The following is a 24,391-nucleotide window of genomic DNA, read 5'->3' as shown; positions in this document are numbered from 1 at the left end:
GTGTCACATCTCGAATCGGTAACGGCGACCGCGCCAACGGTCACCGATCGGGCGGATGCCGAGGGCTATGTGGGGCGCGTCTGCTTCAAGACCGGACCACCCCGCCACCTGGGCATCGAGCTCGAATGGACCGTTCACCACTCCGAAGACCCGTCCCGACCCCTCGACCCCGCCACGCTCTGCGCGGCGCTCGGTGACCACACACCCCGCACGCTGCGGCCGGACAGTCCGCACCTCGCGTTGCCGCACGGCGGCACGGTCACCCTCGAGCCCGGCGGCCAGGTGGAGATCTCCACCCCGCCCGAGTCATCCCTTTCCCGACTGCACGCCGGCACGGCGGCCGACATCGACTACGTCGCGGCCCGCCTGGCCGGCGCCGGCCTGCGCCTCGGCGACCACGGGTGCGATCCGCACCGGCCGGCGCGGCGCGTGCTGCACACCCCGCGCTACCAGGCGATGGAACGCGCCTTCGACCGCATCGGGCCGCACGGCCGCGCGTGGATGACCGGTTCCGCCGGGCTCCAGGTCTGCCTCGACGCGGGCACCACCGAGCGGGTCGCCGCCCGCTGGACCGCTCTGCATCGGCTCGGTCCGGTCATGGTGGCCCTGTTCGCCAACTCGCCCCGCCAGGCCGGCCGGGAGACGGGTTGGGTGTCGAGCCGGGTGCGCAGCTGGTTCGCCACCGACCCGAGCCGCACCCATCCCCCGCCGCCCAGCGACGGCGCGGTGGGCTCGTGGGCCGGCCGCACGCTCGACACCCCGGTGCTCTTCGTCCGCGAGGGCGCCGAGGCACGCGACACCCCCGGACCGGTGACGTTCGCCGGCTGGATCGACGGCGTCGCGGGCGCGCCGGACCGGCCACCGACCTACGACGACCTCGACCACCACCTGTCCACGCTCTTCACGCCGGTGCGGGCCCGGGGCTACCTCGAGGTTCGCTACCTGGACGCCCAGCCGTCCGGCGACTGGCTCACCCCGGTGGCCGTACTCGCGGCGCTTTTCGCTCGTGAGGAGACGGTGGACGAGGCGTCCGCGCGGGCCCTGCCCGCCGCGGACCGATGGGTGGCGGCGGCGCGCGACGGCCTCGCGGACCCGGTGCTCGGCGCGGTCGCGCCCCGGGTCGTGGAGCTGGCGCTCGCCGCACTGTCCGACACCGACCTCACCGCCGCGCAGGTCAGCGCGGTTGCCGACCGGCTACAGGAGGCTGCGAAATGACTGATATCGATGTCCGTGCGCTTGTCGCCGCCGAGCTCGAACGCACCCGCCTGCGCAGCTCCGGCCTGACCGACGCGGTCGACGACGACGACCTGGTCCGCCAGCACTCCCCGCTCATGTCGCCGCTGGTGTGGGATCTCGCCCACGTCGGCAACCAGGAGGAGCTGTGGCTGGTCCGCGACGTGGGCGGCCGCGAGCCGGTGCGGTCCGACATCGACCACCTCTACGACGCGTTCAAGCACCCGCGCAAGGATCGCCCGCAGCTGCCGCTGCTCGGGCCGGCCGAGGCGCGGGCCTACACCCGCCAGGTACGCGACAAGGTGCTCGACCTGCTCGACCGGGTGCCGCTGGAAGGGCGGCCGCTGGTCGACCAGGGGTTCGCGTTCGGCATGATCGTGCAGCACGAGCAGCAGCACGACGAGACCATGCTCGCCACCCACCAGTTGCGGGTCGGTCCGCCGGTGCTGGAGGCCGCGCCGCCACCGCGCGCCACGGCCACCGCCGGCGGCGAGGCGCTGATCCCGGCCGGGCCCTTCACGATGGGTACCTCCGCGGAGCCCTGGGCGCTCGACAACGAGCGGCCGGCGCACACCGTCGACCTGCCGGCGTTCCTGATCGACCGCGCGCCGGTGACCAACGGGCAGTACCAGGAGTTCGTCGACGCGGGCGGCTACGCCAACCCGCGCTGGTGGAGCACCGAGGGGTGGGCGCATCGCCAGCGGGCCGGCCTGTCCGGGCCGATGCACTGGCACGGCGACGGCACGTACACCCGCTTCGGCCGGCGCGAGCCGCTGGTGCCGGACGAGCCGGTGGTGCACGTCTGCTGGTACGAGGCGGAGGCCTACGCCGCCTGGGCCGGCAAGCGCCTGCCGACCGAGGCGGAGTGGGAGAAGGCGGCCCGCTTCGACCCGGCCACCGGCCGATCGCGCCGCTACCCGTGGGGCGACGAGGATCCGGCGGAGCGGCACGCCAACCTGGGACAGCGCCACCTCTCCCCCGCGCCCGTGGGCGCCTACCCGGCGGGCGTCTCGCCGGCCGGCGTGCACCAGCTGATCGGTGACGTGTGGGAGTGGACGTCGTCCGACTTCGCCGGCTACCCGGGCTTCGCCGCGTTCCCCTACGACGAGTACTCGAAGGTGTTCTTCGGTCCGGAGTACAAGGTGCTGCGTGGCGGCTCGTTCGGCACCGACAAAGCGGCCTGCCGGGGCACGTTCCGCAACTGGGACTACCCGATCCGGCGGCAGATCTTCAGCGGCTTCCGCTGCGCGCGTGACGCCGCGCCCGGCGAGGTCGCCTAGTGTGCCGTCACCTGGCCTACCTGGGGCCGCCGGTGTCGCTGTCGGCCCTGGTGCTGGAGCCGCCGCACGCGCTGCTGCGCCAGTCCTGGGCGCCGCGCGACATGCGCGGCGGCGGCACCATCAACGCGGACGGCTTCGGCGTCGGGTGGCACACGCCCGACGGCCCCGTCCGCTATCGGCGTGCGAGTCCGATGTGGAGTGACGCGGGCTTCGTCGACCTGGCGCGCGTCACCACGTCGGGGTCGGTGCTCGCGGCGGTGCGCTCGGCGACGGTGGGGATGCCGGTGACCGAGGGCGCCTGCGCCCCGTTCCACGACGGGGTTTGGCTTTTCAGCCACAACGGCCGGGTCATGGGGTGGCCGCACAGCGTCGCCAAGCTCGCCGAGCGGCTCCCCGCGGTCGACCTGCTCACGCTCGACGCGCCCACCGACGCCGCGTTCCTGTGGGCGCTGGTGCGGCACCGGCTGCGTGGTGGCGCCGACCCGGCCGCCGCGCTCGCCGCCACCGTGTCCGAAGTGGACTCCGCCGCGCCCGGCTCGCGGCTCAACCTGCTGCTCACCGACGGCCGCCGGATCCACGCCACGACCGCCGGCCACTCGTTGTGGACCCGTCCCCACGTCGTCGCTTCCGAGCCCTTCGACGACGACCCCGCGTGGCGACCCGTGCCCGACCGTTCGCTCGTCGTGGCCGACGCGACAACGTACACAGTGGAGGATCTGTGAGGCTCGACATCCACCTGACCGAGGCCGACCTGGCCCGGGCGCTGCGCGACGACGCCCGAGCCGGCCTGACCGCGACCCCGAAGACGCTCCCGCCGAAGTGGTTCTACGACGCGTACGGCAGCGAGCTCTTCGAGCGGATCACCGAGCTGCCCGAGTACTACCCGACCCGCGCCGAGCGGGCCGCGCTCACCACGCACGCCGCCGAGATCGCCGAGACCACGGGCGCGAAGTCGCTCGTCGAGCTCGGCTCCGGCTCCTCCGACAAGACCCGGCTGCTGCTCGACGCGCTGCACCGGCACGGCACGCTGGCCCGCTTCGTGCCGCTCGACGTCTCCGAGCCGGCCCTGCGCGCGGCCGCCACCGCGATCGACGCCGACTACCCCGACCTCGACGTGCACGCGATCGCCGGCGACTTCACCCGCCACCTCGACGAGATACCGGCCGGCGACGGGCGCCTCGTCGTGTTCCTGGGCGGCACGATCGGCAACTTCGAGCCGGCCGAGCGGGCCCGCTTCCTGCACGACCTGCGGGCGGTGCTGCATCCGGGCGAGTGGTTCCTGCTCGGCACCGACCTGGTCAAGGACGAGGCGACGCTCGTCGCGGCGTACGACGACAGCGCCGGTGTCACCGCCGAGTTCAACCGCAACGTGCTGCGCGTGCTCAACCGCCAGCTCGGCGCCGACTTCGACCCGGAGTCGTTCGCGCACGTGGCGCTCTGGGACGCGAAGGAGGAGTGGATCGAGATGCGGCTCCGCGCGCTGCGGCCGATGCGGGTCCGGGTCACCGGGCTGGACCTCGACGTCTCGTTCGCCGAGGGCGAGGAGCTGTACACGGAGATCTCCGCGAAGTTCCGCCGTGACGGGATCGCGGCCGAGCTGACGACGGCGGGCTTCGAGCCGGCGCGGTGGTGGACCGACCCGGCGGGCCGTTTCGGGGTGACGCTGGCGCAAGCGTCATGATCGACGTCGAGCGGGCGCGGCGGGAGACGCCCGGCTGCGAAAACGTGGTCCACCTCAACAACGCCGGCGCCGCGCTCCCGCCCGCCGCCGTCACCGACGCGGTCGTCGGCCACCTGCGGCTGGAGGAGCGGATCGGCGGCTACGAGGCGGCCGAGGCGGCGGCGGCCGAGGTCGACCACGCGTACACGGCGATCGCCCGGCTCATCGGGTGCGCGCCGGGCGAGGTGGCGGTCGTGGAAAACGCCACCCGCGGCTGGGACATGGCGTTCTACGCGTACGACCTGCGGCCCGGCGACCGGGTCCTGACCGTCCGCACCGAGTACGCCAGCAACGTGATCGCCCTGCTCCAGGTGGCCCGCCGCACCGGGGCGGTGATCGAGGTGATCGAGACCGACGCGCACGGCCTCCCCTCGCTCGACCACCTCGCCCAGGAGCTGGAGCGGGGCGCCGCGCTCGTCGCGGTCACCCACGTGCCCACGCACAGCGGGCTGGTCAACCCTGCCGCGGAGATCGGCGCGCTGGCCCGGGCGGCCGGCGTGCCGTACCTGCTGGACGCCTGCCAGTCGGTCGGCCAGATGCCGATCGACGTAGCCGCGATCGGCTGCGACATGCTCGCCGCCACCGGCCGCAAGTTCCTGCGCGGGCCGCGCGGCACCGGCTTCCTGTACGTCTCGGAGCGGCTCGTCCAGCGCCTCGAACCACCGTTCCTCGACCTGCACGCGGCGACCTGGACCGCGCCGGACGCGTACGAGATCCGCCCCGACGCGCGCCGCTTCGAGACCTGGGAGACCAACTACGCCGGCAAGATCGGCCTCGGCGTGGCGGTCGACTACGCGCTCGGCTGGGGCCTCGACGCGATCGAGGCCCGGGTCACCGCCCTCGCGGAGGGGCTGCGCGACCGGCTCCGCGAGGTGCCCGGCGTGGCCGTGCGGGACGAGGGGACGCGGCGGTGCGGCATCGTCACGTTCACGGTCGGGGGCGTGCCGGCGGCCGACGTGCGCGGGCGGCTGCGGGCGGCGGGGATCAACACGAGCGTGTCCCCGATGGAGTACGCCCGCTTCGACCTCGCCGCCCGCGGCCTGCCCGACCTGGTCCGCGCCTCGGTGCACTACTACAACACCGAGGAGGAGCTGGACCGCCTCGCCGCCGTGCTACGGCAGTAGGACCGCACCCACCCCGGGCACCGCCTGTGCCCGCGCCTGGGCGATGAGAGCGGCCGCCGCGTCCCGGCCGTTCTCACCGGTGCGGGACATCCGGGCGGCGATCAGCCCGGCCACGATCGGCGTGGAAAACGACGTGCCGCTCCACATCGCCATGCCCGCGAACGTCTCGACCCGCGGCTGCGGCAGCGCGGGCGGGATGTTCGGGTGTTCCTGGTAGGTGAACTTCCCGTCCGGGAACGCGTTGACCAGGTCGGTGCCGGGCGCGTACACGTCGACCCAGCCGCCGAAGTTGCTGTAGTCGGCCCGGCTCCGCCAGTCGGTGTCGAGAGCGCCGACCGACACCGTGTACGACGCGGCGGCCGGCCAGAAGAAGTCGCGGTCGCCGTCGTTTCCGGCCGCCACGACGAGCGCCACGCCCTTGTGGTGGCGCAGCCGCTGCTCGTTGAAGACGTTGAACGCGAGCAGCCCGCCCGGGTAGGAGCGGGTGCCGGCGGACATGCTGATGATGTCCGGAAACTCGAACGCCAGCGCGCTGTCGAGGTTTTGCACCAGCGTCGACTCCCAGGTGGCGCCGCCGCGGTTGAAGAAGCTCAGCACGCGCACCTCGGCCCGGGGCGCGACCGCCCGCACCAGCCCGGCGATGAACGTGCCGTGCCCCGCGTACGGCTCGAGCACCCTGCCCTGCCGCACCAGCGGGTCGGTCTCGCCGGTCACCCCGTGCAGCCAGAACGGCGTGCTGCTCATCCCGTTGTCGAAGCCGGTGTCGATCACCAGGACCTTGACGCCGGCGCCGGCCGACGGGTCGGCGGCTATCGGCGGGAACGGCGAGCCACCCGGCGCGACGGGCTCCGGCTCGGTGGCCGGGCACGTCGCCGCGTCACCGGAGATGTGCACCGCGTGGTCGGGCGCGCACATCCCGGCGCCGAGGCCCGCGATGTCGAACTCCTCGCTGCCCTCCCGGATCAGGTCGAGGGCGTCGTGCGTCTCCAGGCCGCGCACCCGCAGCAGCCGGACGCCGCTGACCACCTGCTCGATCTCGTCGCGCTCGCGGGACGGCGGCGGTGTCTCGCCGTAGTCGTCGCTGCGCCGCCCACGCACGCCTTGGTCGTAACGGTCCAAGATGGACCGCACGTCGGCCACCGCCTCCTCGCGGACCAGGATAAAGCCCTTCCGGTATATGTACTGGATCTCCCCCGGCTGTCCACTGCGGAGGATGCCCGCCTCCTCCGGCCCGCCAAGCGCGCGGACCGTGTGGTCGGCCTGTATCTGCTCGGTCGATCTCGACTTGCCTGTCGGCTTGTCAGCCACGACACCCTCCCCGGTGTCTCGATCGGTTCCATGGAATTCCTACGATGTGCTGGTGGACGAGGCACTGCTCGCGCTCGCCGTCTCGCGCCCGGCCGACGCGCTCGCCGAGGCCGGGCAGGTGCTCGCCCGGCGTCCGGACGCGACCGCCGCCTCGGTCGCGCACCAAGCGCGGGCGATCGTACTGCGCGACTCCGGCCGGGTCGACGACGCCATCGCCGAACTGCGCGCCGCCCTCCGTGCCGCCCGGCGCTCCCCCTCGGCCGAGCGGGTCGTCGACGTGCAGGCCACCCTCGGCGCGACGCTCGGGTTCGCCGGGCGTACCGCACAAGGTCTGGCCATGTTGGACACCGCGGTCGCGGGCTGCGCGGGCGGGGTCCGGGCCGGCCGGGTGCTGATGCGCCGGGCCAGCCTGTTTCGCGTGCTGGGTCGGTACGACGAGGCGCTCGCCGACCTGCGCCGCGCCATCGACCTGCTGCGGCGCGGCGGCGACCCGATCTGGGAGGCCCGTTCGCGCACGCACCGTTTCCTCGTGTACGCGGCGCTCGGGCAGGCCGCCCGCGCCGACCACGACCTCGCCATCGCCCAGCGCCTCCTCGCCGACGCGGGGCAGGAGATGGAGTCGGCGATGGCCGTGCACAGCCGGGCCGACCTGGCCCTTCAGGGCGGCGACATCCCGCGCGCGCTCGGCTTCCTCGACGAAGCCGGCGAGCGGTACGCGGCGCTCGGCGTGACCCGCCCCAACCTCGCCATCGACCGCTGCGCCGTGCTGCTCGCGGCGGGCCTGGCCGCCGAGGCGGTCACCGTCGCCGACGAGGCGGTGCGCCGGGCGGGCACCGGCGGCGAGCGGACGAAGGTGGCCGAGCTCCAGCTGGTCGCCGCGCGTGCCGCGGTCGCCGCCGGCCGTCCCGCGGAGGCGATCGAACGCGCGGCCGCCGCCCGCGACCTCTTCCGCCGGCAGGGGCGGCAGTGGTGGCACGCCCGCGCGGCGTTCGTGGTGACCCAGTCGCGGTACGCGGCCGGCGAGCGCGGCGCCCGCCTGCTCGCGCAGGCCGCCGACCTGGCCCACCGGCTGGAGGCGCTGCGTGCCGAGGAGGCACCCGCCGCCCACCTGCTCGCCGGGCGGCTGGCCGCCGGGCTGGGCCGGCGCACCGACGTCGCCGAGCGCCACCTGGCCAGCGCGGCCCGCTACCGGCACCGAGGCCCGACGTTCGGCCACGCGGCCGGTTGGCTGGCCCAGGCGCTGCGCGCGCAGGGCCGCGGTGACACGGCCGCCGCGCTGGTCGCCTGCCGGCGCGGCCTCGTCGCCGCCGGCGAGCACCAGCGCACGCTCGGTGCGCCGGAGCTGCGCGCGCACGCCGCCGCGTACGGCACCGAGCTGGTCGACATCGCCCTGCGCCACGCGGTGCGGCGCGGCGACGGCCGGATGCTGCTGCGTTGGACCGAGCGGTGGCGGGCCAGCGCGCTCGCCGTGCCCCCGGCGCTGCCGCCCGACGACCCGGAGCTCGTCGCCGAGCTGGGCTCGCTGCGCGCGGTGGTACGCCGACTCGAAGCGGCCCGGGCGGAGGGCGCGCCGACCGCGCGGCTCGACCACGAGCGGGGCACGCTCGAAGCGTCGATCCGCGCGCGTACCCGGCGGGCGGCGGGCGACCCGGCCGGCGGCGGCTTCGCCGGCACCGACCTCGCCGCGCTGCTCGACGGCCTGGGCGACCACCGGCTGGCCGAGCTGACCGCGGTCGACGGCGTCCTGTACGCCACCACCGCCGTCGGCCGCCGGGTCCGCATGCACGCCGTCGGTTCGCTCGCGGGCGCCGAGCGGGAGGTGGAGCTGGCCCGGTTCATGCTGCGGCGGCTCGCACACGGCCGGGCGCCGCGCGGGGTGCTCGACCGCCTCGACCGCGCCGGGGTGGCGCTCCAGCGGGCGCTGCTCGGGCCGGCCGCCGCCGACCTCGCCGGCGACGGCCCGGTCGTCGTGGTGCCGCCGGCGCAGCTGCACGCGGTGCCGTGGGCGCTGCTCCCGGCGCTGCGCGGGACCCCGCTGGGCGTCGCGCCGTCGGCCGCCACCTGGCTGCGCGCCGGTGCCGTGCAGGCGCCGCGCCGGCACCGGGTGGCGCTGGTCGGCGGCCCGGGTCTGGACGCCAGCGCGGTCGAGCTGAAGCAGCTCGCCGCCCTGTACCCCGACGCGGTGGTGCTCAGCGAGGGCGCCGCCACGGCCGCCGCCACCCTGGCCGCGCTCGACGGGGCGTGGACCGCGCACGTCGCGGCGCACGGCACGTTCCACAGTGGAAACCCGCTCTTCTCCGCGCTGTCGCTCGACGACGGGCCGCTGATGGTGCACGACCTGGGGCGGCTGCGCCGCGCGCCGCTGCGGCTGGTGCTCTCCAGCTGCGAGTCCGGTGTGGCCGGTACGGTCGCCGCGGCCGGCGCCTCGGTGGTCGACGAGCTGCTCGGCATGGTCACCGCGCTGGTGCCGCTCGGCACGGCGAGCATCCTGGCCAGCGTCGTGCCAGTGCACGACGGCGCCACCGCCCCGCTGATGGTCGCCTTCCACGAGCGGCTGCGGGCCGGCGCCTCGTTCGCCGAGGCGCTGCTCACCGTGCGCGCCGGCACCGGCGGTGACCCGGTCGCGGTCGCGACGGCCCTGTCCTTCCTCGCCCTCGGGCGCTGAGCTCACGCGACGCCCCGGGCGCGGCTCACGGGACGAGCCACGCGGTCCGCACCAGCTGACCGATCTCGGAGCGGTAGCGCAGGCGCAGCGGGCCGGGCGAGACGTCGTCGGCCACGAAGCGGCCCAGCTCGTCGACCGCGAGCTCCAGCGCGCCGCCGTCGCCGCGCTCCACGGCGCACTCGGTCACCGGGCCGGTGAACTGCCCGATCACCCGCAGGCCGCCGCCCGTCGGCGCCAGGTCGACGTCGACCTGCACGCCGCCGCCGTCGAACGTGAGCAGCCGGCTCTCCGCCACCCCCGGCCCGCGCACCGCCTCGAAGAGCAGGCCCGACCCGGCGTCGGCCGAGTCGGCGACGAGCTCGGCGAGCTCGTGGTCGAGGTGGCGGGTGGCGATCGCGGCGCGGGCCGCCTCGACCACGCTCAGCGGCACCGGGTCGACCTCGGCCGCGATGCGGCGCAGCTCGGCCATCAGGGCGTCGTCATCAAGATCGTTCATGACAGTCCTCACGCACTCCCCGCTGACGGGGCCTCGAACGGATGTGCTCCGGCCAGCATGATCTTGCGCAGGTTGTCGAGACAGCGGCGCCTCGTCGGGCCGATGCCGCCGACCGGCATGTCGAGCGCCGCGGACACCTCGGCGTACGACGGGGCCGGCTCGGCCATGAGCATCCGCAGCAGTGACTGGCAGCGTGGCCCGAGCCCCTTGAACGCCCGCCACAGCGCCGCGTCGCGCTCCCGGCGCAGCAGCGCCTCGTCGAGCGCGGCGGTGTCGCCGGCGATCTGGTCCCAGCCCTCGGCGGCCACCACCCGCGCGCGGCGCCGCAGCACCGCCAGACACTCGCGCCGCATCGTGGTCGCCAGCCAGGAGCCGACCCGCGCCGGATCGCGCAGCGAGTCGAGCGCCTCGACCAGGCGCAGCCACGTGGTCTGTACCGCGTCGGCCGCGTCGGCCTCGCTCAGCCGCATGCTCCGTGCGACCGACCAGAGCAGGCTCACGTACCTGTCGGTGAGCTCCACCCACGCTTCGTTGTCGCCGTCTCGCACCCGCTCGACAAGATCGCGTGCATCCGCCTCCGCCAATGGGTCCATCCCGTCCCCCCGGATCGCCGGCCCCATTCTCGCGAACGGCCGCTCGGCAAGTCCACGACGCGCGCCGGGACGGTGCTGATTGGACGGGATCGATTTTGGCATCACGCAGACATGAGCGGCCCGCACGTCGCGTTGATACGCGTTGTCCGGTGTGCGATACCCGCCGCGTGTCCGTTTCGTTCAAGCCGGGGCCGGTATGGGCGCGCCAGGATGGGGCCCATGGAGACCTATCTGAACAAGGCCGCGGAGTTCCTGGCCGGCCACGCACGGCTGATCGACCGCCGGCGGTTCGACCTGGTCACCGGGGAGGGCGACGGCGTGGCGGTGCTGGCCGCCCTCGCCGCGTACCGCAACCCGGACGGCGGCTTCGGCTGGGCGCTGGAGCCCGACCTGCGGTCGCCGGAGAGCCAGCCGGCCGGCGCGCTGCACGCGTTCGAGGTGCTGGCGGAGGTGGGTGGCACGAGCGAGTTCGGCGGCCCGCTGTGCGACTGGCTCGAATCGGTGACGCTGGGTGACGGCGGCCTGCCGTTCGCGCTCCCCGTCACCCAGCCCACGGGCACCTCGCCGATCTGGACCGGGGCCGACACCACCACGTCGTCGCCGCAGATCACTTGCGCGGTCGCCGCGGCCGCGCACCAGGTCGCCCGGCACGACCCGGCGGTACGCGACCACCCGTGGCTGGCCCGCGCCGGCGCGTACTGCCGGGAGCGGATCGCCGAGCGGCGGGAGGCCGGCTTCGCGATCGAGTTCCGGTTCATGCTGTGGTTTCTCGACGCGGTGCACGACTCGTGGCCGGGCGCGGCCGCCGAGCTGCGGCGGCTCGTCGGGTTTCTGCCGGCGTCGGCGACGCTGCCGGTGGTGGGCGGCAGCGAGGGCGAGTCGATGCGGCCGCTCGACTTCGCCCCATTCCCCGGGCCGCTGCGCGACCTCATGCCACCCGGCGCGGTCCAGGCGGAGCTCGCCGAGCTGGCCGGGCGGCAGGAGGACGACGGCGGCTGGACCGTCGACTTCGCGGCCGGGTCGCCCGCGGCGGCCCTCGACTGGCGCGGCTACATCACCGTGCACACCGTCAAGATCCTGCGGGCTTCACCGCCTCGATGAGAAACCGGCGGCTGTGGGACAGAAACGACCCCTCGGCCTGGATCCGGTCGTGCACCGCCTTCAGCTGGTCGCGGTACGCCTCGACGGTGAACCCGGGCACGGTCCAGAGCACCTTGCGCAGGAAGTGCACGACCGCGCCCACGTCGAAGAACTCCACCCGCAGCGTCGCCTCCCGCAGGTCGACCACGGTCAGCCCGGCGGCCTCGGCGGCGGCGACCACCCGGCGCGGGTCGCGCGCGGTGCCGGCCGGCACCGGGCCCGTCATCGCCTCGGTCAGCTCGTGGTTGGTGCCGTCGCCGATCTGCTGCGACAGGTAGGCGCCGCCGGGCCGCAACACCCGGGCGATCTCGTCCCACAGGATCCGGGTCGGGTGGCGGCTCACGACGAGGTCGAACTCCTCCGCCGGAAACGGCAGGTCGGCGTCGTCGGCCACCTCGTACACGGTGGCGCCGAGCGGGGCGAGGTTGCGGCGGGCCACCGCCACGTTGGGCGGCCAGGACTCGGTGGCCGCGAGCCGGGGTGGTGGCGCGGGGATGGTGGCCAGCACCTCCCCGCCGCCGGTCTGCACGTCGAGGCCCGACCGGGCCTCGGCCATGCGGCGCCCCATCAGCCGGGCGTAACCCCACGGCGGTCGCTCCTCGGTCGCCCGGCCGGCGAACCAGGAGAAGTCCCACCCTTCTACGGGCGCGGCGGCGCCCTCTTCGACAAGCTCTTCGAACGTGGCCACCCGCCCAGGGTGCCGGTCCTCGCTCGCGGCCGCCGCCGAATTTCTACGAGCGCACCAGCCTCGCGATCGCGTCCGATGCCTCGCGGATCTTCTCGTCGGCCTCCGGGCCGCCGGACTGGGCCGCCTGGGCCACGCAGTGGCTGAGGTGCTCTTCGAGCAGGCCGAGCGCGACCGACTGGAGTGCCTTCGTCATCGCCGACACCTGGGTCAGGATGTCGATGCAGTACTTTTCCTCCTCGACCATGCGCTGAAGGCCGCGCGCCTGGCCCTCGATGCGCCGCAGCCGCTTGAGGTAGTCGTCCTTCTGGTGGATATATCCGTGGTGTGCGTGTGCAGTGTCGTCCATGTCATCCTCTCCCGGCCCCACATCCTACCCGGAGCAATACCCTAGGGGGGTATAGTACGGCCCATGGAACACAGCCACGACCACGTGCAAGGCCACGATAAGCACGCCGGCCACGACCCGGCGATGTTCCGGCGGAAGTTCTGGCTGAGCCTGGCGCTCACCGTCCCGGTGGTGCTGACCAGCGAGATGGTCATGGACTGGTTCGGCTACCGCCTCGACTTCCCCGGCGTCGACTGGGTCGGCCCGGTGCTCGGCTCGGTCGTGTTCTTCTACGGCGGCTGGCCGTTCCTGGTCGGCGGCGTGCGCGAGGTGCGCGACCGCGCGCCCGGCATGATGCTGCTGATCTCGATGGCGATCACCGTGGCCTACGGCGCCTCGATCGCCACCGCCGCGGGCGCCTTCGACCTGGACTTCTGGTGGGAGCTCGCCGCCCTTGTCACGATCATGCTGCTCGGCCACTGGCAGGAGATGAAGGCGATCGGCCAGGCGCAGGGCGCCCTGTCCGCGCTGGCCGCGCTGCTGCCCGACGAGGCCGAGCTGGTCAGCGGCGAGCGGGTCCCGATCGCCGACCTGAAGCCCGGCGACGTGGTCCTGGTCCGCTCCGGCGGCCGCGTCCCGGCGGACGGCCGCATCACCGACGGCGCCGCCGAGCTGGACGAGTCGATGATCACCGGCGAGTCCCGCCCGGTCCCGCGCGAGCGGGGCGACCGCGTCGTGGCCGGCACCGTCGCCACCGACTCGGCGATCCGCGTCCGGGTCGACGCCGTCGGCGAGGACACCGCGCTCGCCGGCATCCAGCGCCTCGTCGCGCAGGCCCAGGCCAGCGCCGGCCGGGCTCAGGTGCTGGCCGACCGGTTCGCCGCGATGCTCTTCTACGTGGCGACGGGCGCGGGCGTGCTCACGTTCCTGGCCTGGTGGGCATCGGGCGACCTGGACGAGGCCGTCGTCCGCACCGTGACGGTCCTGGTCATCGCCTGCCCGCACGCGCTCGGCCTGGCCATCCCGCTGGTGATCGCGCTGTCCACGGCCGTCTCCGCCCGCGCCGGCATCCTGGTCAAGGACCGCCTCGCCCTGGAGCGCATGCGCACCGTGGACGCCGTCCTCTTCGACAAGACCGGCACGCTGACCAAGGGCGCCCACAAGGTCAGCGGCGTGGCCGGCGGCGACGACGTGCTGCGCCTGGCCGCCGGCGTCGAGGCCGACAGCGAGCATCCCCTGGCCAAGGCGATCGTCGCCGCCGCGGACACCCCCGCCGAGGCGACGGACTTCCGCTCCCTGACTGGCCGCGGCGTGCGCGCCACGATCGACGGCGTCGGCTACGCGGTCGGCGGCCCGGCACTGCTCCGCGAGCTGGGCGCCGAGGTCCCCGAAGACCTGGCGAAGCAGACCGGCGAGTGGTCACGCCGCGGCGCCGCCGTCCTCCACCTGATCCGCCTCGACCCCACCTCCGCGGCGCCGGGCGGCGAGGCGAACCACGAGGGCGGCGGGTCGAGCCAGGACCGCGGCGGGTCGAGCCAGGACGGGGGCGCGGCGAGCCAGGACGGAGGCCGCCCGGAGGTGATCGGCGCGCTCGCCCTCGAAGACGAGGTCCGCCCCGAGGCCCGCGACGCGATCGCCCAGCTCCGCCGCGAGGGCGTCCGCAAGATCGCGATGATCACCGGCGACGCGAGGGCGGTTGCCGAGTCGGTCGGTGACAAGCTCGGCCTCGACGAGGTCTTCGCCGAGGTGCTCCCCGCCGACAAGGACAGCGCGGTCGCCGGCCTCCAGGAGCGCGGCCACCGGGTCGCGATGGTCGGCGACGGCGTCAACGACGCACCGGCCCTGGCCCGCGCCGACGTCGGCATCGCGATCGGCGCCGGCACCGACGTGGCCATCGAGTCGGCCGGCGTGGTGCTCGCCTCGTCCGACCCGCGCGGCGTGACCGGCGTCATCCGCCTGTCCCGCGCCTCCTACCGCAAGATGGTGCAGAACCTCGCCTGGGCGGCCGGCTACAACATCGTGGCCATCCCCTTGGCCGCCGGCGTCCTGGCCTGGGCCGGCATCACGCTGAGCCCCGCGGTCGGCGCGGTGTTGATGAGCGCCTCCACGATCGTGGTTGCCCTGAACGCCCAACTCCTCCGCCGCACCAGGCTCACCCCGCAGGAGGCGTAACACACGATGCGGATCGTGGTACCTGGCTGTAGCTGGGGCAGCAGCCGAGTACCACGATCTGAGCCGGATCTGCCCGAACGCTCGCTAGTCGTCGGGGTCCATGATGGAGACCATCGCGACCATGCTGATCAGCATGTCGGCGCCGCGGCTCAGGTCTTCGTCGTCGCCTTCGACCAACATCCCGCACGACCGCATGGTGGCCTCCAGATCCAGCTCGCCGGCGAGCACCCTCATGACGTCGGCCAGCGCGATGTGGATCCGGTCGACCTGGTCGGGGTCGGCGGTGCCCAGCGCCGCCGCGACCACCGTGACGCCGACCGCGTCCTGGCGCCGGAGCAGGCCCTCCACCGTCGCGCGGACGGCGGACGCGCCGGCGGAGCCGAGCATCAGGTGCCACAACGGCTCGCGTGCCTCGGGGATCTCGGCGAAGCTGGCCAGGCAACGGCCCGCGTCCGCCTGGTCGCGGTCGTCGAAACTCCTCGCCAGCGCGGCCAACGCCACCACCGCCGCGCGTCGCATCTCCTCGCTCATGGACCCATTCTCGCGGCCGAGCCCACCGAGCCGCCGACCCCACCGAGGGGCCAGGCCCACCGACGCCGCGCCCACCGAGCCCACCGAGCCGCCGAGCCCACCGAACGGCCGAGCCCACCGAGCCCACCGCCCGGCGGCCCGGCCGCTCACGGGCGGGGTCAGCGGCTCAGGCGCTGGTAGCGCCGCACCGCCAGCGGCGCGAAGATCGTGATGAGCAGCGCCGGCCACAGGACCGCCAGCAGCAGTGGGTGCTGGGCCACCCACGAGTCGCCGCCCGTGCCGGGGTTGCCGAAGAGCTCCCGGCTGGCCGCGACCGTCGCGGAGAGCGGGTTCCAGGCGGAGATCGTGCCGAGCCAGTGGGGCATGAGGTCGGGCGCGACGAAGACGTTCGAGAGCGCGGTCAGCGGGAACGCCACCGGAAACACGATCACCGAGACGGTGTCCGGGTTGGGCACCACCAGGCCGAGGTAGATGCCGACCCAGGTCAGCGCCAGCCGGAGCAGCAGCACCAGCCCCACGCCGGCGAGCGCGCTCAGGACGCCGTCGCGCCACTGCCAGCCCACCAGCAGGCCGCACACGACCAGCGTCGCCATCTCCAGTAGCGCGCGGAGCAGGTCGGCGCCGCTGCGGCCGACGAGCAGCGCGGAGCGGGCCATGTCGATCGAGCGGAAGCGGTCGACCACGCCGCGGCTCACGTCCACCGCGACGCCCGTGGCGGTGGCGCCCAGGCCGTACAGCATGGTCATGACGAAGACGCCGGGCAGCAGGTACTCGCGGTAGTTGCCGCCGCCCGGGACGGCCATGCCGCTGCCGAAGACGTACCCGAAGACGAGCACGAACATGATCGGCAGGCTGAAGTAGATGACGATCTCCTCGGGGGCGCGCACCACGTGCGCCATGTTGCGGCGGGTCATCGTCCACCCGTCCGCGAGGCCCCAGCGCAGCGAGGTCACCGCGACACCCCCTCGGTGGAACGGTGGCCGGTGATCCGCAGGAACGCCTCGTCGAGCGTCGGGCGACGTACCCCGACGTCCTCGACGGTGATCCGCGCGGCCTGGAGTGTCCGCATCACGTCGGAGAGCGCGGCGACGCGGTCGGTGACGGGCGCGCTCACCTTGCGCACGTCGGCGTCGACCTCGGGTGGCGCGGCCGTGACGTGGCCGACGAGGCGGGCCGCCTCCGCCAGGTCCGCCGCGTCCCGCACGACCACCTCGACCCGGTCGCCGCCGATCTTGCTCTTCAGCTGGTCGGAGGTGCCCTCGGCCACCACCCGGCCCTGGTCGACCACCGAGATGCGGTCGGCGAGCTGGTCGGCCTCCTCCAGGTACTGCGTGGTGAGCAGCACCGTCGTCCCGCCCCCGACCAGCTCGCGCACCGCGTCCCACAGCTGGTTGCGGCTGCGCGGGTCGAGGCCGGTGGTGGGCTCGTCGAGGAACAGGACCTCCGGCGTCCGGATGAGGCTGGCCGCCAGGTCGAGCCGGCGCCGCATGCCGCCGGAGTAGTCCTTGGCCGACTTGTCCGCCGCCTCCGCCAGGCCGAACCGCTCCAGCAGCTCGTCCGCCCGCCGCTTCGCCGCGCGGGGGCGCAGGTGGTGGAGGCGGCCGAACAGGACGAGGTTCTGGCGGCCGGAGAGGATGTCGTCGACCGCCGCGTACTGGCCGGTGAGGCCGATCGCGCCGCGCACCCGGCCGGGCTCGCGGACCACGTCGTGCCCGGCTACCCACGCCCGGCCGGAGTCGAAGCGGAGCAGCGTGGCGAGCACCCGCACGGCGGTGGTCTTGCCGGCGCCGTTGGGGCCGAGGACGCCGCACACGGTGCCGGCCGGCACGGTGAGGTCGAAGCCGTCGAGGGCGGTGGTCGCGCCGTACCGCTTGCGCAGGTCCTCGGCGACCACCGCGGGGGTCTGTGTCGTCATGCCAGCACGGTGGCGGGCGGCGCTGACCGGTCACGCACCGCCGGCTGACAACACCGTCAGCGCCTGTGCGCGGCTCATCGCGGCGCCGCGCTCGAAGTCCGCCAGGGAGGCCGCGCGGCCGCGGGCCGCGTCGAGCGGGACCGCCTCCAGCGCCGCCGCGGCGCCGAGCAGCAGCGACGCCTCGTCCGGCGGTGAGAGGGCGGCGAGGCCGTCGATCGCGTCGGCGACGATGGGCATCGTGCGGACGCCGGCCATCGCGGCGAGCGCGCGGCGGTACCAGGCACGGGCGGCGGCCTCGTCCCCCTCCTCGCGCGCGATGCTGCCGTGAGCCACCAGCACGCCGAAGCGGGTGGCGTCCGCGCTGAACCACCCGCTCGGGCACTCCGCCAGTGCCTCCGCGCACCACCGCCGCGCCTCGGCCAGGTCGCCGCTGCGCAGGGCCACCCCGGCGAGCCCCAGGTGGGCCGCGGCCACCATCTCGGTCACGCCGGCGCGGCGGGCGAGCGCCGCCGCACGCTCGTAGTCGGCGCGCGCCGCGGCCGGGTCGCCGGCGGCCACCCGCCCGTCGCCGCGGGTGCGCAGCAGGTCGGCCATGTCGACCCCGGAGCCCAGCTCCTCGGCCAGCCGCAGCGCCTCGCTCATCGGGGCGGCGGCCGCGGCGTGGTCACCGCGCCCGTCGGCGAACTCGGCTGTCGCCGCCAGCGACAGCATCATGCCCCACCGCTCGCCGATCGCCCGGAAGCCGGCCAGCGCGACCGCGATCTCCCGTTCGGCCTCCTCGACCCGCTGGTGGAACAGGAGCATCAGCCCCACCCCGATGGAGCCGAGCGCGTGGATCCACGGGTCCTCGCCGAAGATCGGGCCCCACCGCTCGACCATCTCGGCGATCGTGACCGGGCCGTCCGCGGGCGGGCCGAGCGCCATCGCCGACAGATACAGCACGAACGGGTGCCGCGGCGGCCGCCCCAGCGTCGGGACGATCATGTCCGCGCCCCACTGCCGCGCCGGCACGTCGGCGGTGCCGCCGAGATGAGCGGTGAGGGCGCAGGCCGCGTACTCCTCCAGCAGTCCCTCGGGCGCCTCCGGGCCGGCGGCGGCGAGCAGGCGGGCGGCGAGCGCGGCCCCCTCGGTACGCAGGCCGCGCAGCCACCAGTAGAACGACAGCGCCGCGAGCAGGCGCAGCGCGGTGGGCGGGTCGTCGTCGACGGCGCGGGCGAGCGCGGCGCGCAGGTCGTCCCGCTCGCCGTCCAGGCGCCGCAGCCATTCCAGCTGCTCGGCGCGGCGCAGGTGGGGGTCGGCCGTGCGGGCCAGGTCGAGGTAGTAGGCGGCGTGCGCGGCCCGCAGCTCCGCCGCCTCCCCGGCCTCCGCGAGCCGCTCGGCGCAGAACGCGCGGACGGTCTCCAGCATCCGGTACCGTCCGGCGGCGGCCACCACCAGCGACTTGTCCACGAGGCTGGCGAGCACGTCGAGGTCGGCGCCGCAGACGCGTTCGGCGGCGTCGAGCGTGGCCCCGCCCACGAAGACGGTCAGCCGCCGCGCCAGCCGCCGCTCGCTCTCATCGAGCAGCTCCCAGCTCCACTCGACGACCGCGCGGAGGGTCTGGTGGCGGGGCTGCGCCGCGCGGCTGCCGCGGGTGAGCAGCCGGAAACGGTCGTCGAGACGGACCGCGACCTCCGCGACCGGGAGCGCCCGCAGCCGCGCCGCCGCCAGCTCGATGGCCAACGGCAACCCATCCAGGGTACGGACGATCCGCAGCACATCGTCCACATTGGAACCATCGACGGTGAACCCGGGAACGGCGTCCGCCGCCCGGTCCGCGAACAGCCGCACGGCGGGGTAGGTGGAGGCCTGGCCGGGCGCCCGATCCGGTGTCTCGTCCGGCCTTTCCGCCGTTGTCTCGTCCGGCCTCTCCGTCGGCGGGACCGCCAGGCCGGAGACGGGGCAGAGCGCTTCGCCGGTGATGCCGAGCGGCTCACGGCTCGTGGCGAGCACCCGCACTCCCGGTGCGGCCGCGAGGATGCGCGCCGCGAGGCGGGCCGCCTCGTCGACGACGTGCTCGCAGTTGTCGAGCACGACGAGCAGCCGCCGGTCGGCGAGCGCGGCGACGAGCCGTTCGGTCGCGTCCCGCGGGTCGGCCGCCCCGCGCAGGCCGGCCTCGCGCAGGCCGAGCGCGCCGAGCACCGCCCGGGGCACGTCACCGTCCTGGCCGCGCTCACTCCCCCCGTCGGCGGCGTCCGCGGTGGCGCCGGCCCGCTCCGGCGGTCTGGGGGTGAGCGCCGCCAGCTCGACGAAGCACACCTCGCCGTCCTGCCGCCCGGCCGCCTCCACCGCGAGCCGGGTCTTGCCCGCCCCACCCGGCCCGTGCAGCGTGACAAGCCGCGCCTCGCCGAGCAGCTTGCCCACGCGGCGCAGCTCCTCCTCCCGCCCCACGAAGCTGGTCAGCTGCCCGGGCAGCGACGGCGGCTGGGCCACCTCCTCCCGCAGGATGGCCACGTGCAGCGCGGTCATCTCCGCCGACGGGTCGGTGCCCAGCTCGTCGGCGAAGACCCGCCGCGCGTCCTCGAACGCGGCGAGCGCCTCGCCCGCCCGCCCGGCCGCGTAGAGCGCCCGCATGAGCAGGGCGCGCGGCCGTTCCCGAAGCGGGTGGGCGGCCACGACGTCGCGCAGCTCGGCGACGAGCTGGCCCGGGTTGGTTTTCAAGCCCAGCTCCGCCTCGACGCGGTCCTCGACGGCGGTGAGCCGCAGCTCCTCCATGCGCGCCGCCCTCCCGGCCGCGTGGGGCGCGTCGGCCAGCGCCGGCCCCCGCCACAGGTCGAGCGCCTCGCGCAGCGCCGCGGCCGCGCCGGCCAGGTCGCCCGCGCCCAACGCCCGCTGCCCGTCGGCGGCCAGCCGCGCGAACCGGTGCGCGTCCACGCCGTCCGGCTCCACCGCCAGCCGGTACCCCGCCGGATGGAACTCGATCGGCGCGTACTCCCCCAGCGCCTGGCGCAGCCGGGACACCTGCGACTGGAGCGCGTTGGCGGCACCGGCCGGCGGGCTGTCGCCGTAGAGGCCGTCGATCAGGCGCTCGGCCGGCACGATCCGCCCCGCGTCGAGCAGCAGGAGCACGAGCAGCGCGCGGGCGCGCGGCCCACCGACGGGCACCTCGACCCCGCCGGCGCCGAGCACCTGCACCGCTCCGAGCACCCCGTACCGCACGGGTACATCCTCTCCCACGTTCTGGAAGCATCGGTGCCATGGTGGCGATCGAGGTAGTGCGCGGAGACATCACGCGCGAGAAGGTCGACGCGGTCGTGACCGCGGCGAACGAGTCGCTCCTGGGCGGCGGCGGCGTCGACTGGGCGATCCACCAGGCGGCCGGCCCGGAGCTGGCACGGGCGGGCGGGGCGATCGCGCCGTGCCCGCCCGGCGAGGCGAAGGTGACGCCCGCGTTCGGCATGGACCCGCCGGTGCGGCACGTCATCCACACCGTGGGCCCGGTGTGGGACGGCGGCGCGTACGGCGAGGACGAGGTGCTCGCCTCCTGCTACCGGCGCAGCCTGGCGGTCGCGGACGAGGTGGGCGCGCGGAGCGTGGCCTTCCCGGCGATCGCGACGGGCGTCTACGGCTTCCCGCCGGCGAGGGCCGCGCGCATCGCGGTGGCGACGATCCGGGCGACACCCACGAGGGTGGAACAGGTGCGGCTGGTCGCCTTCGACGCGGCGACCTACGACCTGCTGGCCGCGGCGCTCGCGGAGGACGCCGCCGGTCAGTAGCGGAACGAGTTCTCGAAGTCACCGTCGAAGTTGTTGTCCTCCTTGACCAGGTCGAAGTGGCCGTCGCCGTCGAGGTCGTACGACAGCCGGTCCACCGCGCCGTCGTGGTCGCGGTCCTCGGTCCGCACGTCGTACAACCCGTCGTGGTCGAGGTCGCGGCGCACGAGGTCGATCAGCCCGTCGTAGTTGGTGTCCACCTTGTGCAGATCCCAGCCCGGCCGCCCGTCGAGGTTGTAGCTGAGGTTGTCGTAGGTCCCGTCGTGGTTTCGGTCCCACGCCGCCACATCCCAGGCGCCGTCCCGGTTGAGATCCTCCAGCCGCCCGTCGACCACGCCGTCCTCGTTCGTGTCGTACTGGACGACGTCGAACCGCCCGTCGTAGTCGGTGTCCTGCTCGTACCGCTCGTAGTGCCCGTCACGGTCGTGGTCGTGCACGACGTAGTCGGTGACACCGTCGGAGTTGCCGTCGCTGTGGATCTCGGCCGGAAGCACGTGATACGGCTCGGTCGGAACATGAAAGTCCGTCATGGCACTCACGCTAGGAAAGCGCCCGTCCCGCCAAATCCCCGGAACGTGCCACCCCGCACCCCTCGCTCCGCCTGGTCTGGAGACCTTCCCGCTTCCCACTGTTTGGGGATGTGGCTCGGCACGTGGCGGCGCCATGATCGTTCGCCCGAAAACGACACGACACGCCGGGAAGCGTGCGGGTATTGGGCGAACGATCATCGGGAGAGCGCGCCCTAGAGGCCTTTCGGGGTCAGGGTGGCGCCGGTCGTGGTGTGCCTCGAGCTTGAGTTTGCCCGGGTTCGTGTCAGCTGCGGGCCGCTGCTCCCGCCGGAGTACGCGTGGGTCGGCGGCTCGCCAGGGCTCGCCGAGATCCCCGACCCGCGCTGCCAGGCCCGCGCCGCAAGCCCGCAGGGTCGGTGTGGTGGTCGCCGCGCCGCTTGGTGACACAGCGTCGCCGGCCTGGACAGGTGCTTTCAGATCTAGAACGGTTAGGGCTGATATAGCGCCCTAACCGTTCTAGATCTCGAAGCTCGCGCCGCGGATGCCGTCTCGGTGGCTACTGGCGGCGACGAAGGCCGCTCGACGCTGTCGCCGCCGACAAGAGGAAAGGCGAGCCCGAAATCCCCGGCCGTCCACTGCCAGCTGCGCGGGACAAGCCCCTACCAACGACATCCTGACGCAGCGTCACCAGCATCGGGGGTCGGGCTTCCAGATCTAGGAGACCTAGGGTTGATATGGCGCCCAAACTCTCCAAGATCTGGCATCGGGATCCTGTTCACACCGCCGCGGCGGTTACCTGTGGTGACAGTGCCTCTGTCCGGTCCGGTGCCGGTCGCCTCGGCACGGGGCATTGTGGACAAACGACCGTGCGCGGGGTGAGCGTGACCAGCGGCGGACGGGTGAGGCCGCGGGAAATGCACCCCAAGAAAACGCTCCGCTGCGCTCCACGTTTCCCCGGGGGCCCCGCGCAGCGGTCGGGACCACGACGGACATCGCGGTAGCTCAAATCTGCCTTTGAATCGAGCCCGCGACCGCGGTAACCCCAACTCCGAAAGGTCTCTAGAACAGCGCGGTCTGTAGCGCGCCCTCCAGCGTCAGCAAGTCGCGCTTGGCGGACAGCCCTCCGGCGTACCCGGTCAGCGAGCCGTCCGCCCCCACCACCCGATGGCACGGCCGCACGATCAGCAGCGGGTTGGCACCCACGGCCGCGGCCACCGCGCGGATGCGGTCGCGTGGTGCGCCCACCCGCTCGGCCAGCGCGCCGTACGTGAGCGTCCGCCCGTACGGGATCTCGTCGAGCGCCGCCCACACCCGCTCCTGGAACGGGGTGCCGGCCGACCGCACCGGCAGCGCGAAGTCGTGGCGTTCGCCGGCGAGGTAGGCGCGCAGCTGGCCGGTCGCCTCCGGGAGGTCGCCGGCGCGCCACGCGGGCTCCGGGCGGCCGAACGTGACGCGGGTCAGCACGCCGCCTTCCCCGGCCAGCAGCAGGGCACCCATGGGCGTGTCGAGGGTCGTGAACACAGTGGACATGCCTACAGCCTGCCCCCGGAAGAGCCGCGATGCTGGCGGGATTCGGACGTGGCGATTGACCGGACACACCGGCGACTGGCAATATCCTTCACGCGTGGTCCAAAGCGTCGGCAAAAACCGCCACCAGGAGCGAGCCATGACCCTCGACCGCCGTACCCTCGTGAAGACCGGTGTCGCCGCGGCCGCCGCCGGCGGCCTGACCATCCCGGCCACCGCCCAGGCCGCGCCGGTGTCCACAAGCGACACCGAGCAGCCGTTCGTCGACCAGATCATCACCGGCACGTCCTGGGCGGCCCGCGCGCCGTCGGGCACGCCCACGCTCAACACCGGCACCACGCAGAAGGTCGTCATCCACCACACGGCCTACCCGAACAGCACCGACTACTCGGTCAACCAGGCGATCTGGCTCGCCCGCGACATCCAAAACCTGCACATGGACGGCAACGGCTGGCTCGACAGCGGCCAGCACTTCACGGTCAGCCGTGGCGGCTTCGTGCTCGAAGGCCGGGCGGGCAGCCTCGCCGCGCTGCGCGGTGGCACCCAGCAGGTCGTCGGCGCCCACTCGCCGGGTGAAAACGGTCGCGCGATCGGCATCGAGAACGAGGGCATCTACGTCGAGGAGGCGCCGCCGCGCTCGCTGCTCACCGGGCTCACCGCGCTCTGCGTGGAGATCTGCCGGCGGTACGGGCTGGGCGCGCACGTCCTCTTCGGACACTGGGACTTTCGCGAGACACAGTGCCCCGGCATCGAGTTCTACAAGCTCTTTCCGCGCGTGCGGCGCGACGTGGCACGCGCGCTGGGCCAGCGTCCGTCGGCGATCCCGGCCCGCACCTGGCCCAACATCCTCTCCCCCAGCACCGGCCCGGTGGTCCGGCTCACCCAGTATCTACTGCGGACACACGGGTACCAGGTGCAGCCGACCGGCACCTTCGATCCCACCACGGTCGCGGCCGTCAACGACTTCCAGGTCGCGCACGGCATGCCGGCCGCCGGGCTGGGCGAGGTGCTCGGCGGCACCTGGGACGCGCTGGTGCCGCCGCTGGACGCGCGGTCGACCGGCGACGCCGTGCTCGGACTACAGAGCATCCTGCGCCCCAAGGGATACCCGGTGGAGCTGACCGGCACGTTCGACGTGGCCACCCGCGACGCCGTGCGTAAGGTGCAACGCCTGCACGGCCTGGAGCCCACCGGGAAAGTCGACCTGGCGACGTGGTGCGCGGTCGCCGGTGGCATCGTGCGCCAGGAGTTTCAGCGCTGAGGCCGCCGGCGACCGCGAAAACAACAAACCGCAAAACAACAAGACGTCAGGACGCCGGCTCACCCGACGGCACCGGGATGGCCACGCCGCTGTTGACCGGGGTGCCGAAGTTGGGCGTGCCGTCCGCGTTCCAGGTGAACTTCTGCGCCCGC

General features: G+C 74.2%; 21 protein-coding genes. 10 read left to right on the top strand and 11 right to left on the bottom strand.

Features of this window, described 5'->3' with window-relative positions; genetic code table 11:
• The 5 genes from ACTMTJ_RS27815 to ACTMTJ_RS27795 are packed head-to-tail and all read left to right on the top strand — an operon-like array spanning nt 1 to nt 5,357.
• Nucleotides 1–1,215 (top strand): glutamate-cysteine ligase family protein, encoded by a 1,215-nt coding sequence (locus ACTMTJ_RS27815; RefSeq protein WP_441221019.1) that lies wholly within the window; start codon nt 1–3, stop codon nt 1,213–1,215.
• On the top strand, nt 1,212–2,513 hold the full coding sequence (egtB, locus tag ACTMTJ_RS27810; protein ID WP_441221017.1) for an ergothioneine biosynthesis protein EgtB: 1,302 nt from the start codon (nt 1,212–1,214) through the stop codon (nt 2,511–2,513). The genes ACTMTJ_RS27815 and egtB overlap by 4 nt, the downstream gene beginning before the upstream one ends.
• On the top strand, nt 2,513–3,235 hold the full coding sequence (gene egtC, locus ACTMTJ_RS27805; RefSeq protein ID WP_441221015.1) for an ergothioneine biosynthesis protein EgtC: 723 nt from the start codon (nt 2,513–2,515) through the stop codon (nt 3,233–3,235). Before egtB ends, egtC begins: the two co-directional genes overlap by 1 nt.
• Complete coding sequence (gene egtD / locus ACTMTJ_RS27800) at nt 3,232–4,194, top strand: L-histidine N(alpha)-methyltransferase (RefSeq protein ID WP_441221013.1); 963 nt, start codon at nt 3,232–3,234, stop codon at nt 4,192–4,194. Before egtC ends, egtD begins: the two co-directional genes overlap by 4 nt.
• On the top strand, nt 4,191–5,357 hold the full coding sequence (locus tag ACTMTJ_RS27795) for an aminotransferase class V-fold PLP-dependent enzyme (protein ID WP_441221012.1): 1,167 nt from the start codon (nt 4,191–4,193) through the stop codon (nt 5,355–5,357). Before egtD ends, ACTMTJ_RS27795 begins: the two co-directional genes overlap by 4 nt.
• Here ACTMTJ_RS27795 and ACTMTJ_RS27790 read toward each other — a convergent pair.
• Nucleotides 5,346–6,665: a S8 family peptidase gene (locus ACTMTJ_RS27790; protein WP_441221010.1), complete on the bottom strand. Its 1,320-nt coding sequence runs from the start codon at nt 6,663–6,665 to the stop codon at nt 5,346–5,348. The genes ACTMTJ_RS27795 and ACTMTJ_RS27790 overlap by 12 nt on opposite strands.
• Before the next feature lie 52 nt (nt 6,666–6,717).
• Here ACTMTJ_RS27790 and ACTMTJ_RS27785 point away from each other — a divergent pair, with 52 nt between their 5' ends.
• Nucleotides 6,718–9,330 carry a CHAT domain-containing protein gene (locus ACTMTJ_RS27785; protein WP_441221008.1) on the top strand — a complete coding sequence of 871 codons (2,613 nt, stop codon included), beginning with the start codon at nt 6,718–6,720 and terminating at the stop codon, nt 9,328–9,330.
• Between the two features lie 25 nt (nt 9,331–9,355).
• Here the strand turns inward: ACTMTJ_RS27785 and ACTMTJ_RS27780 are convergent, their stop codons facing one another.
• Together ACTMTJ_RS27780 and ACTMTJ_RS27775 are read right to left on the bottom strand one after the other, a co-directional pair.
• Nucleotides 9,356–9,826 (bottom strand): hypothetical protein, encoded by a 471-nt coding sequence (locus tag ACTMTJ_RS27780; RefSeq protein ID WP_441221006.1) that lies wholly within the window; start codon nt 9,824–9,826, stop codon nt 9,356–9,358.
• 8 nt (nt 9,827–9,834) lie between these two features.
• Complete coding sequence (locus ACTMTJ_RS27775; RefSeq protein ID WP_441221004.1) at nt 9,835–10,419, bottom strand: RNA polymerase sigma factor; 585 nt, start codon at nt 10,417–10,419, stop codon at nt 9,835–9,837.
• A gap of 219 nt (nt 10,420–10,638) precedes the next feature.
• Here ACTMTJ_RS27775 and ACTMTJ_RS27770 point away from each other — a divergent pair, with 219 nt between their 5' ends.
• Nucleotides 10,639–11,520: a hypothetical protein gene (locus tag ACTMTJ_RS27770; protein WP_441221002.1), complete on the top strand. Its 882-nt coding sequence runs from the start codon at nt 10,639–10,641 to the stop codon at nt 11,518–11,520.
• Here the strand turns inward: ACTMTJ_RS27770 and ACTMTJ_RS27765 are convergent.
• Nucleotides 11,489–12,247, bottom strand: a complete 759-nt coding sequence (locus ACTMTJ_RS27765; protein WP_441221000.1) for a class I SAM-dependent methyltransferase — start codon at nt 12,245–12,247, stop codon at nt 11,489–11,491. The genes ACTMTJ_RS27770 and ACTMTJ_RS27765 overlap by 32 nt on opposite strands.
• 43 nt (nt 12,248–12,290) lie before the next feature.
• The gene (locus ACTMTJ_RS27760; RefSeq protein ID WP_441220998.1) at nt 12,291–12,593 is read right to left on the bottom strand and encodes a metal-sensitive transcriptional regulator; all 303 of its coding nucleotides are present in this window, start codon (nt 12,591–12,593) and stop codon (nt 12,291–12,293) included.
• A 63-nt stretch (nt 12,594–12,656) separates the two neighbouring features.
• Between ACTMTJ_RS27760 and ACTMTJ_RS27755 the strand changes: the two genes are divergently transcribed.
• The gene (locus tag ACTMTJ_RS27755) at nt 12,657–14,744 is read left to right on the top strand and encodes an HAD-IC family P-type ATPase (RefSeq protein ID WP_441220996.1); all 2,088 of its coding nucleotides are present in this window, start codon (nt 12,657–12,659) and stop codon (nt 14,742–14,744) included.
• 84 nt (nt 14,745–14,828) lie between these two features.
• Here the strand turns inward: ACTMTJ_RS27755 and ACTMTJ_RS27750 are convergent, their stop codons facing one another.
• The 4 genes from ACTMTJ_RS27750 to ACTMTJ_RS27735 form a co-directional block, all read right to left on the bottom strand.
• Nucleotides 14,829–15,275, bottom strand: coding sequence for a hypothetical protein (locus tag ACTMTJ_RS27750; protein ID WP_441220994.1), 447 nt, complete (start codon nt 15,273–15,275; stop codon nt 14,829–14,831).
• Nucleotides 15,276–15,433: 158 nt separating this feature from the next.
• Nucleotides 15,434–16,189 (bottom strand): ABC transporter permease, encoded by a 756-nt coding sequence (locus ACTMTJ_RS27745; protein WP_441221418.1) that lies wholly within the window; start codon nt 16,187–16,189, stop codon nt 15,434–15,436.
• A 35-nt stretch (nt 16,190–16,224) separates the two neighbouring features.
• Nucleotides 16,225–17,190 (bottom strand): ATP-binding cassette domain-containing protein, encoded by a 966-nt coding sequence (locus ACTMTJ_RS27740; protein ID WP_441220992.1) that lies wholly within the window; start codon nt 17,188–17,190, stop codon nt 16,225–16,227.
• A 30-nt stretch (nt 17,191–17,220) separates the two neighbouring features.
• Nucleotides 17,221–20,388, bottom strand: a complete 3,168-nt coding sequence (locus tag ACTMTJ_RS27735) for a BTAD domain-containing putative transcriptional regulator (RefSeq protein ID WP_441220990.1) — start codon at nt 20,386–20,388, stop codon at nt 17,221–17,223.
• A 38-nt stretch (nt 20,389–20,426) separates the two neighbouring features.
• Between ACTMTJ_RS27735 and ACTMTJ_RS27730 the strand changes: the two genes are divergently transcribed.
• Nucleotides 20,427–20,945: an O-acetyl-ADP-ribose deacetylase gene (locus ACTMTJ_RS27730; RefSeq protein WP_441220988.1), complete on the top strand. Its 519-nt coding sequence runs from the start codon at nt 20,427–20,429 to the stop codon at nt 20,943–20,945.
• On the opposite strand, the gene ACTMTJ_RS27725 is transcribed toward ACTMTJ_RS27730, so the two are convergent.
• On the bottom strand, nt 20,939–21,472 hold the full coding sequence (locus tag ACTMTJ_RS27725; RefSeq protein ID WP_441220986.1) for a hypothetical protein: 534 nt from the start codon (nt 21,470–21,472) through the stop codon (nt 20,939–20,941). The genes ACTMTJ_RS27730 and ACTMTJ_RS27725 overlap by 7 nt on opposite strands.
• Nucleotides 21,473–22,510: 1,038 nt before the next feature.
• Complete coding sequence (locus ACTMTJ_RS27720) at nt 22,511–22,981, bottom strand: methylated-DNA--[protein]-cysteine S-methyltransferase (protein ID WP_441220984.1); 471 nt, start codon at nt 22,979–22,981, stop codon at nt 22,511–22,513.
• 136 nt (nt 22,982–23,117) lie between these two features.
• On the opposite strand from ACTMTJ_RS27720, the gene ACTMTJ_RS27715 reads away from it, so the two are divergent.
• Complete coding sequence (locus tag ACTMTJ_RS27715) at nt 23,118–24,239, top strand: peptidoglycan recognition protein family protein (protein WP_441220982.1); 1,122 nt, start codon at nt 23,118–23,120, stop codon at nt 24,237–24,239.
• Nucleotides 24,240–24,391: the final 152 nt, after the last annotated feature.

The sequence above is a fragment of the Phytohabitans sp. LJ34 genome, from assembly GCF_052068095.1.
Classification (GTDB): Bacteria; Actinomycetota; Actinomycetes; order Mycobacteriales; family Micromonosporaceae; genus Phytohabitans.
The sequence above is the reverse complement of the archived record's forward strand: the minus strand, read 5'-3'. Positions and strand labels throughout refer to the sequence as shown.

What these genes read in the sequence shown, in the direction of transcription:
- egtB (WP_441221017.1), top strand. Translation starts at nt 1,212, where the DNA reads ATGACTGATATCGATGTCCGTGCGCTTGTCGCCGCCGAGCTCGAACGC.
- ACTMTJ_RS27795 (WP_441221012.1), top strand. Translation starts at nt 4,191, where the DNA reads ATGATCGACGTCGAGCGGGCGCGGCGGGAGACGCCCGGCTGCGAAAAC.
- ACTMTJ_RS27780 (WP_441221006.1), bottom strand. Translation starts at nt 9,826, where the DNA reads ATGAACGATCTTGATGACGACGCCCTGATGGCCGAGCTGCGCCGCATC.
- ACTMTJ_RS27775 (WP_441221004.1), bottom strand. Translation starts at nt 10,419, where the DNA reads ATGGACCCATTGGCGGAGGCGGATGCACGCGATCTTGTCGAGCGGGTG.
- ACTMTJ_RS27770 (WP_441221002.1), top strand. Translation starts at nt 10,639, where the DNA reads ATGGAGACCTATCTGAACAAGGCCGCGGAGTTCCTGGCCGGCCACGCA.
- ACTMTJ_RS27760 (WP_441220998.1), bottom strand. Translation starts at nt 12,593, where the DNA reads ATGGACGACACTGCACACGCACACCACGGATATATCCACCAGAAGGAC.
- ACTMTJ_RS27755 (WP_441220996.1), top strand. Translation starts at nt 12,657, where the DNA reads ATGGAACACAGCCACGACCACGTGCAAGGCCACGATAAGCACGCCGGC.
- ACTMTJ_RS27750 (WP_441220994.1), bottom strand. Translation starts at nt 15,275, where the DNA reads ATGAGCGAGGAGATGCGACGCGCGGCGGTGGTGGCGTTGGCCGCGCTG.
- ACTMTJ_RS27745 (WP_441221418.1), bottom strand. Translation starts at nt 16,189, where the DNA reads ATGACCCGCCGCAACATGGCGCACGTGGTGCGCGCCCCCGAGGAGATC.
- ACTMTJ_RS27740 (WP_441220992.1), bottom strand. Translation starts at nt 17,190, where the DNA reads ATGACGACACAGACCCCCGCGGTGGTCGCCGAGGACCTGCGCAAGCGG.
- ACTMTJ_RS27730 (WP_441220988.1), top strand. Translation starts at nt 20,427, where the DNA reads ATGGTGGCGATCGAGGTAGTGCGCGGAGACATCACGCGCGAGAAGGTC.
- ACTMTJ_RS27725 (WP_441220986.1), bottom strand. Translation starts at nt 21,472, where the DNA reads ATGACGGACTTTCATGTTCCGACCGAGCCGTATCACGTGCTTCCGGCC.
- ACTMTJ_RS27720 (WP_441220984.1), bottom strand. Translation starts at nt 22,981, where the DNA reads ATGTCCACTGTGTTCACGACCCTCGACACGCCCATGGGTGCCCTGCTG.
- ACTMTJ_RS27715 (WP_441220982.1), top strand. Translation starts at nt 23,118, where the DNA reads ATGACCCTCGACCGCCGTACCCTCGTGAAGACCGGTGTCGCCGCGGCC.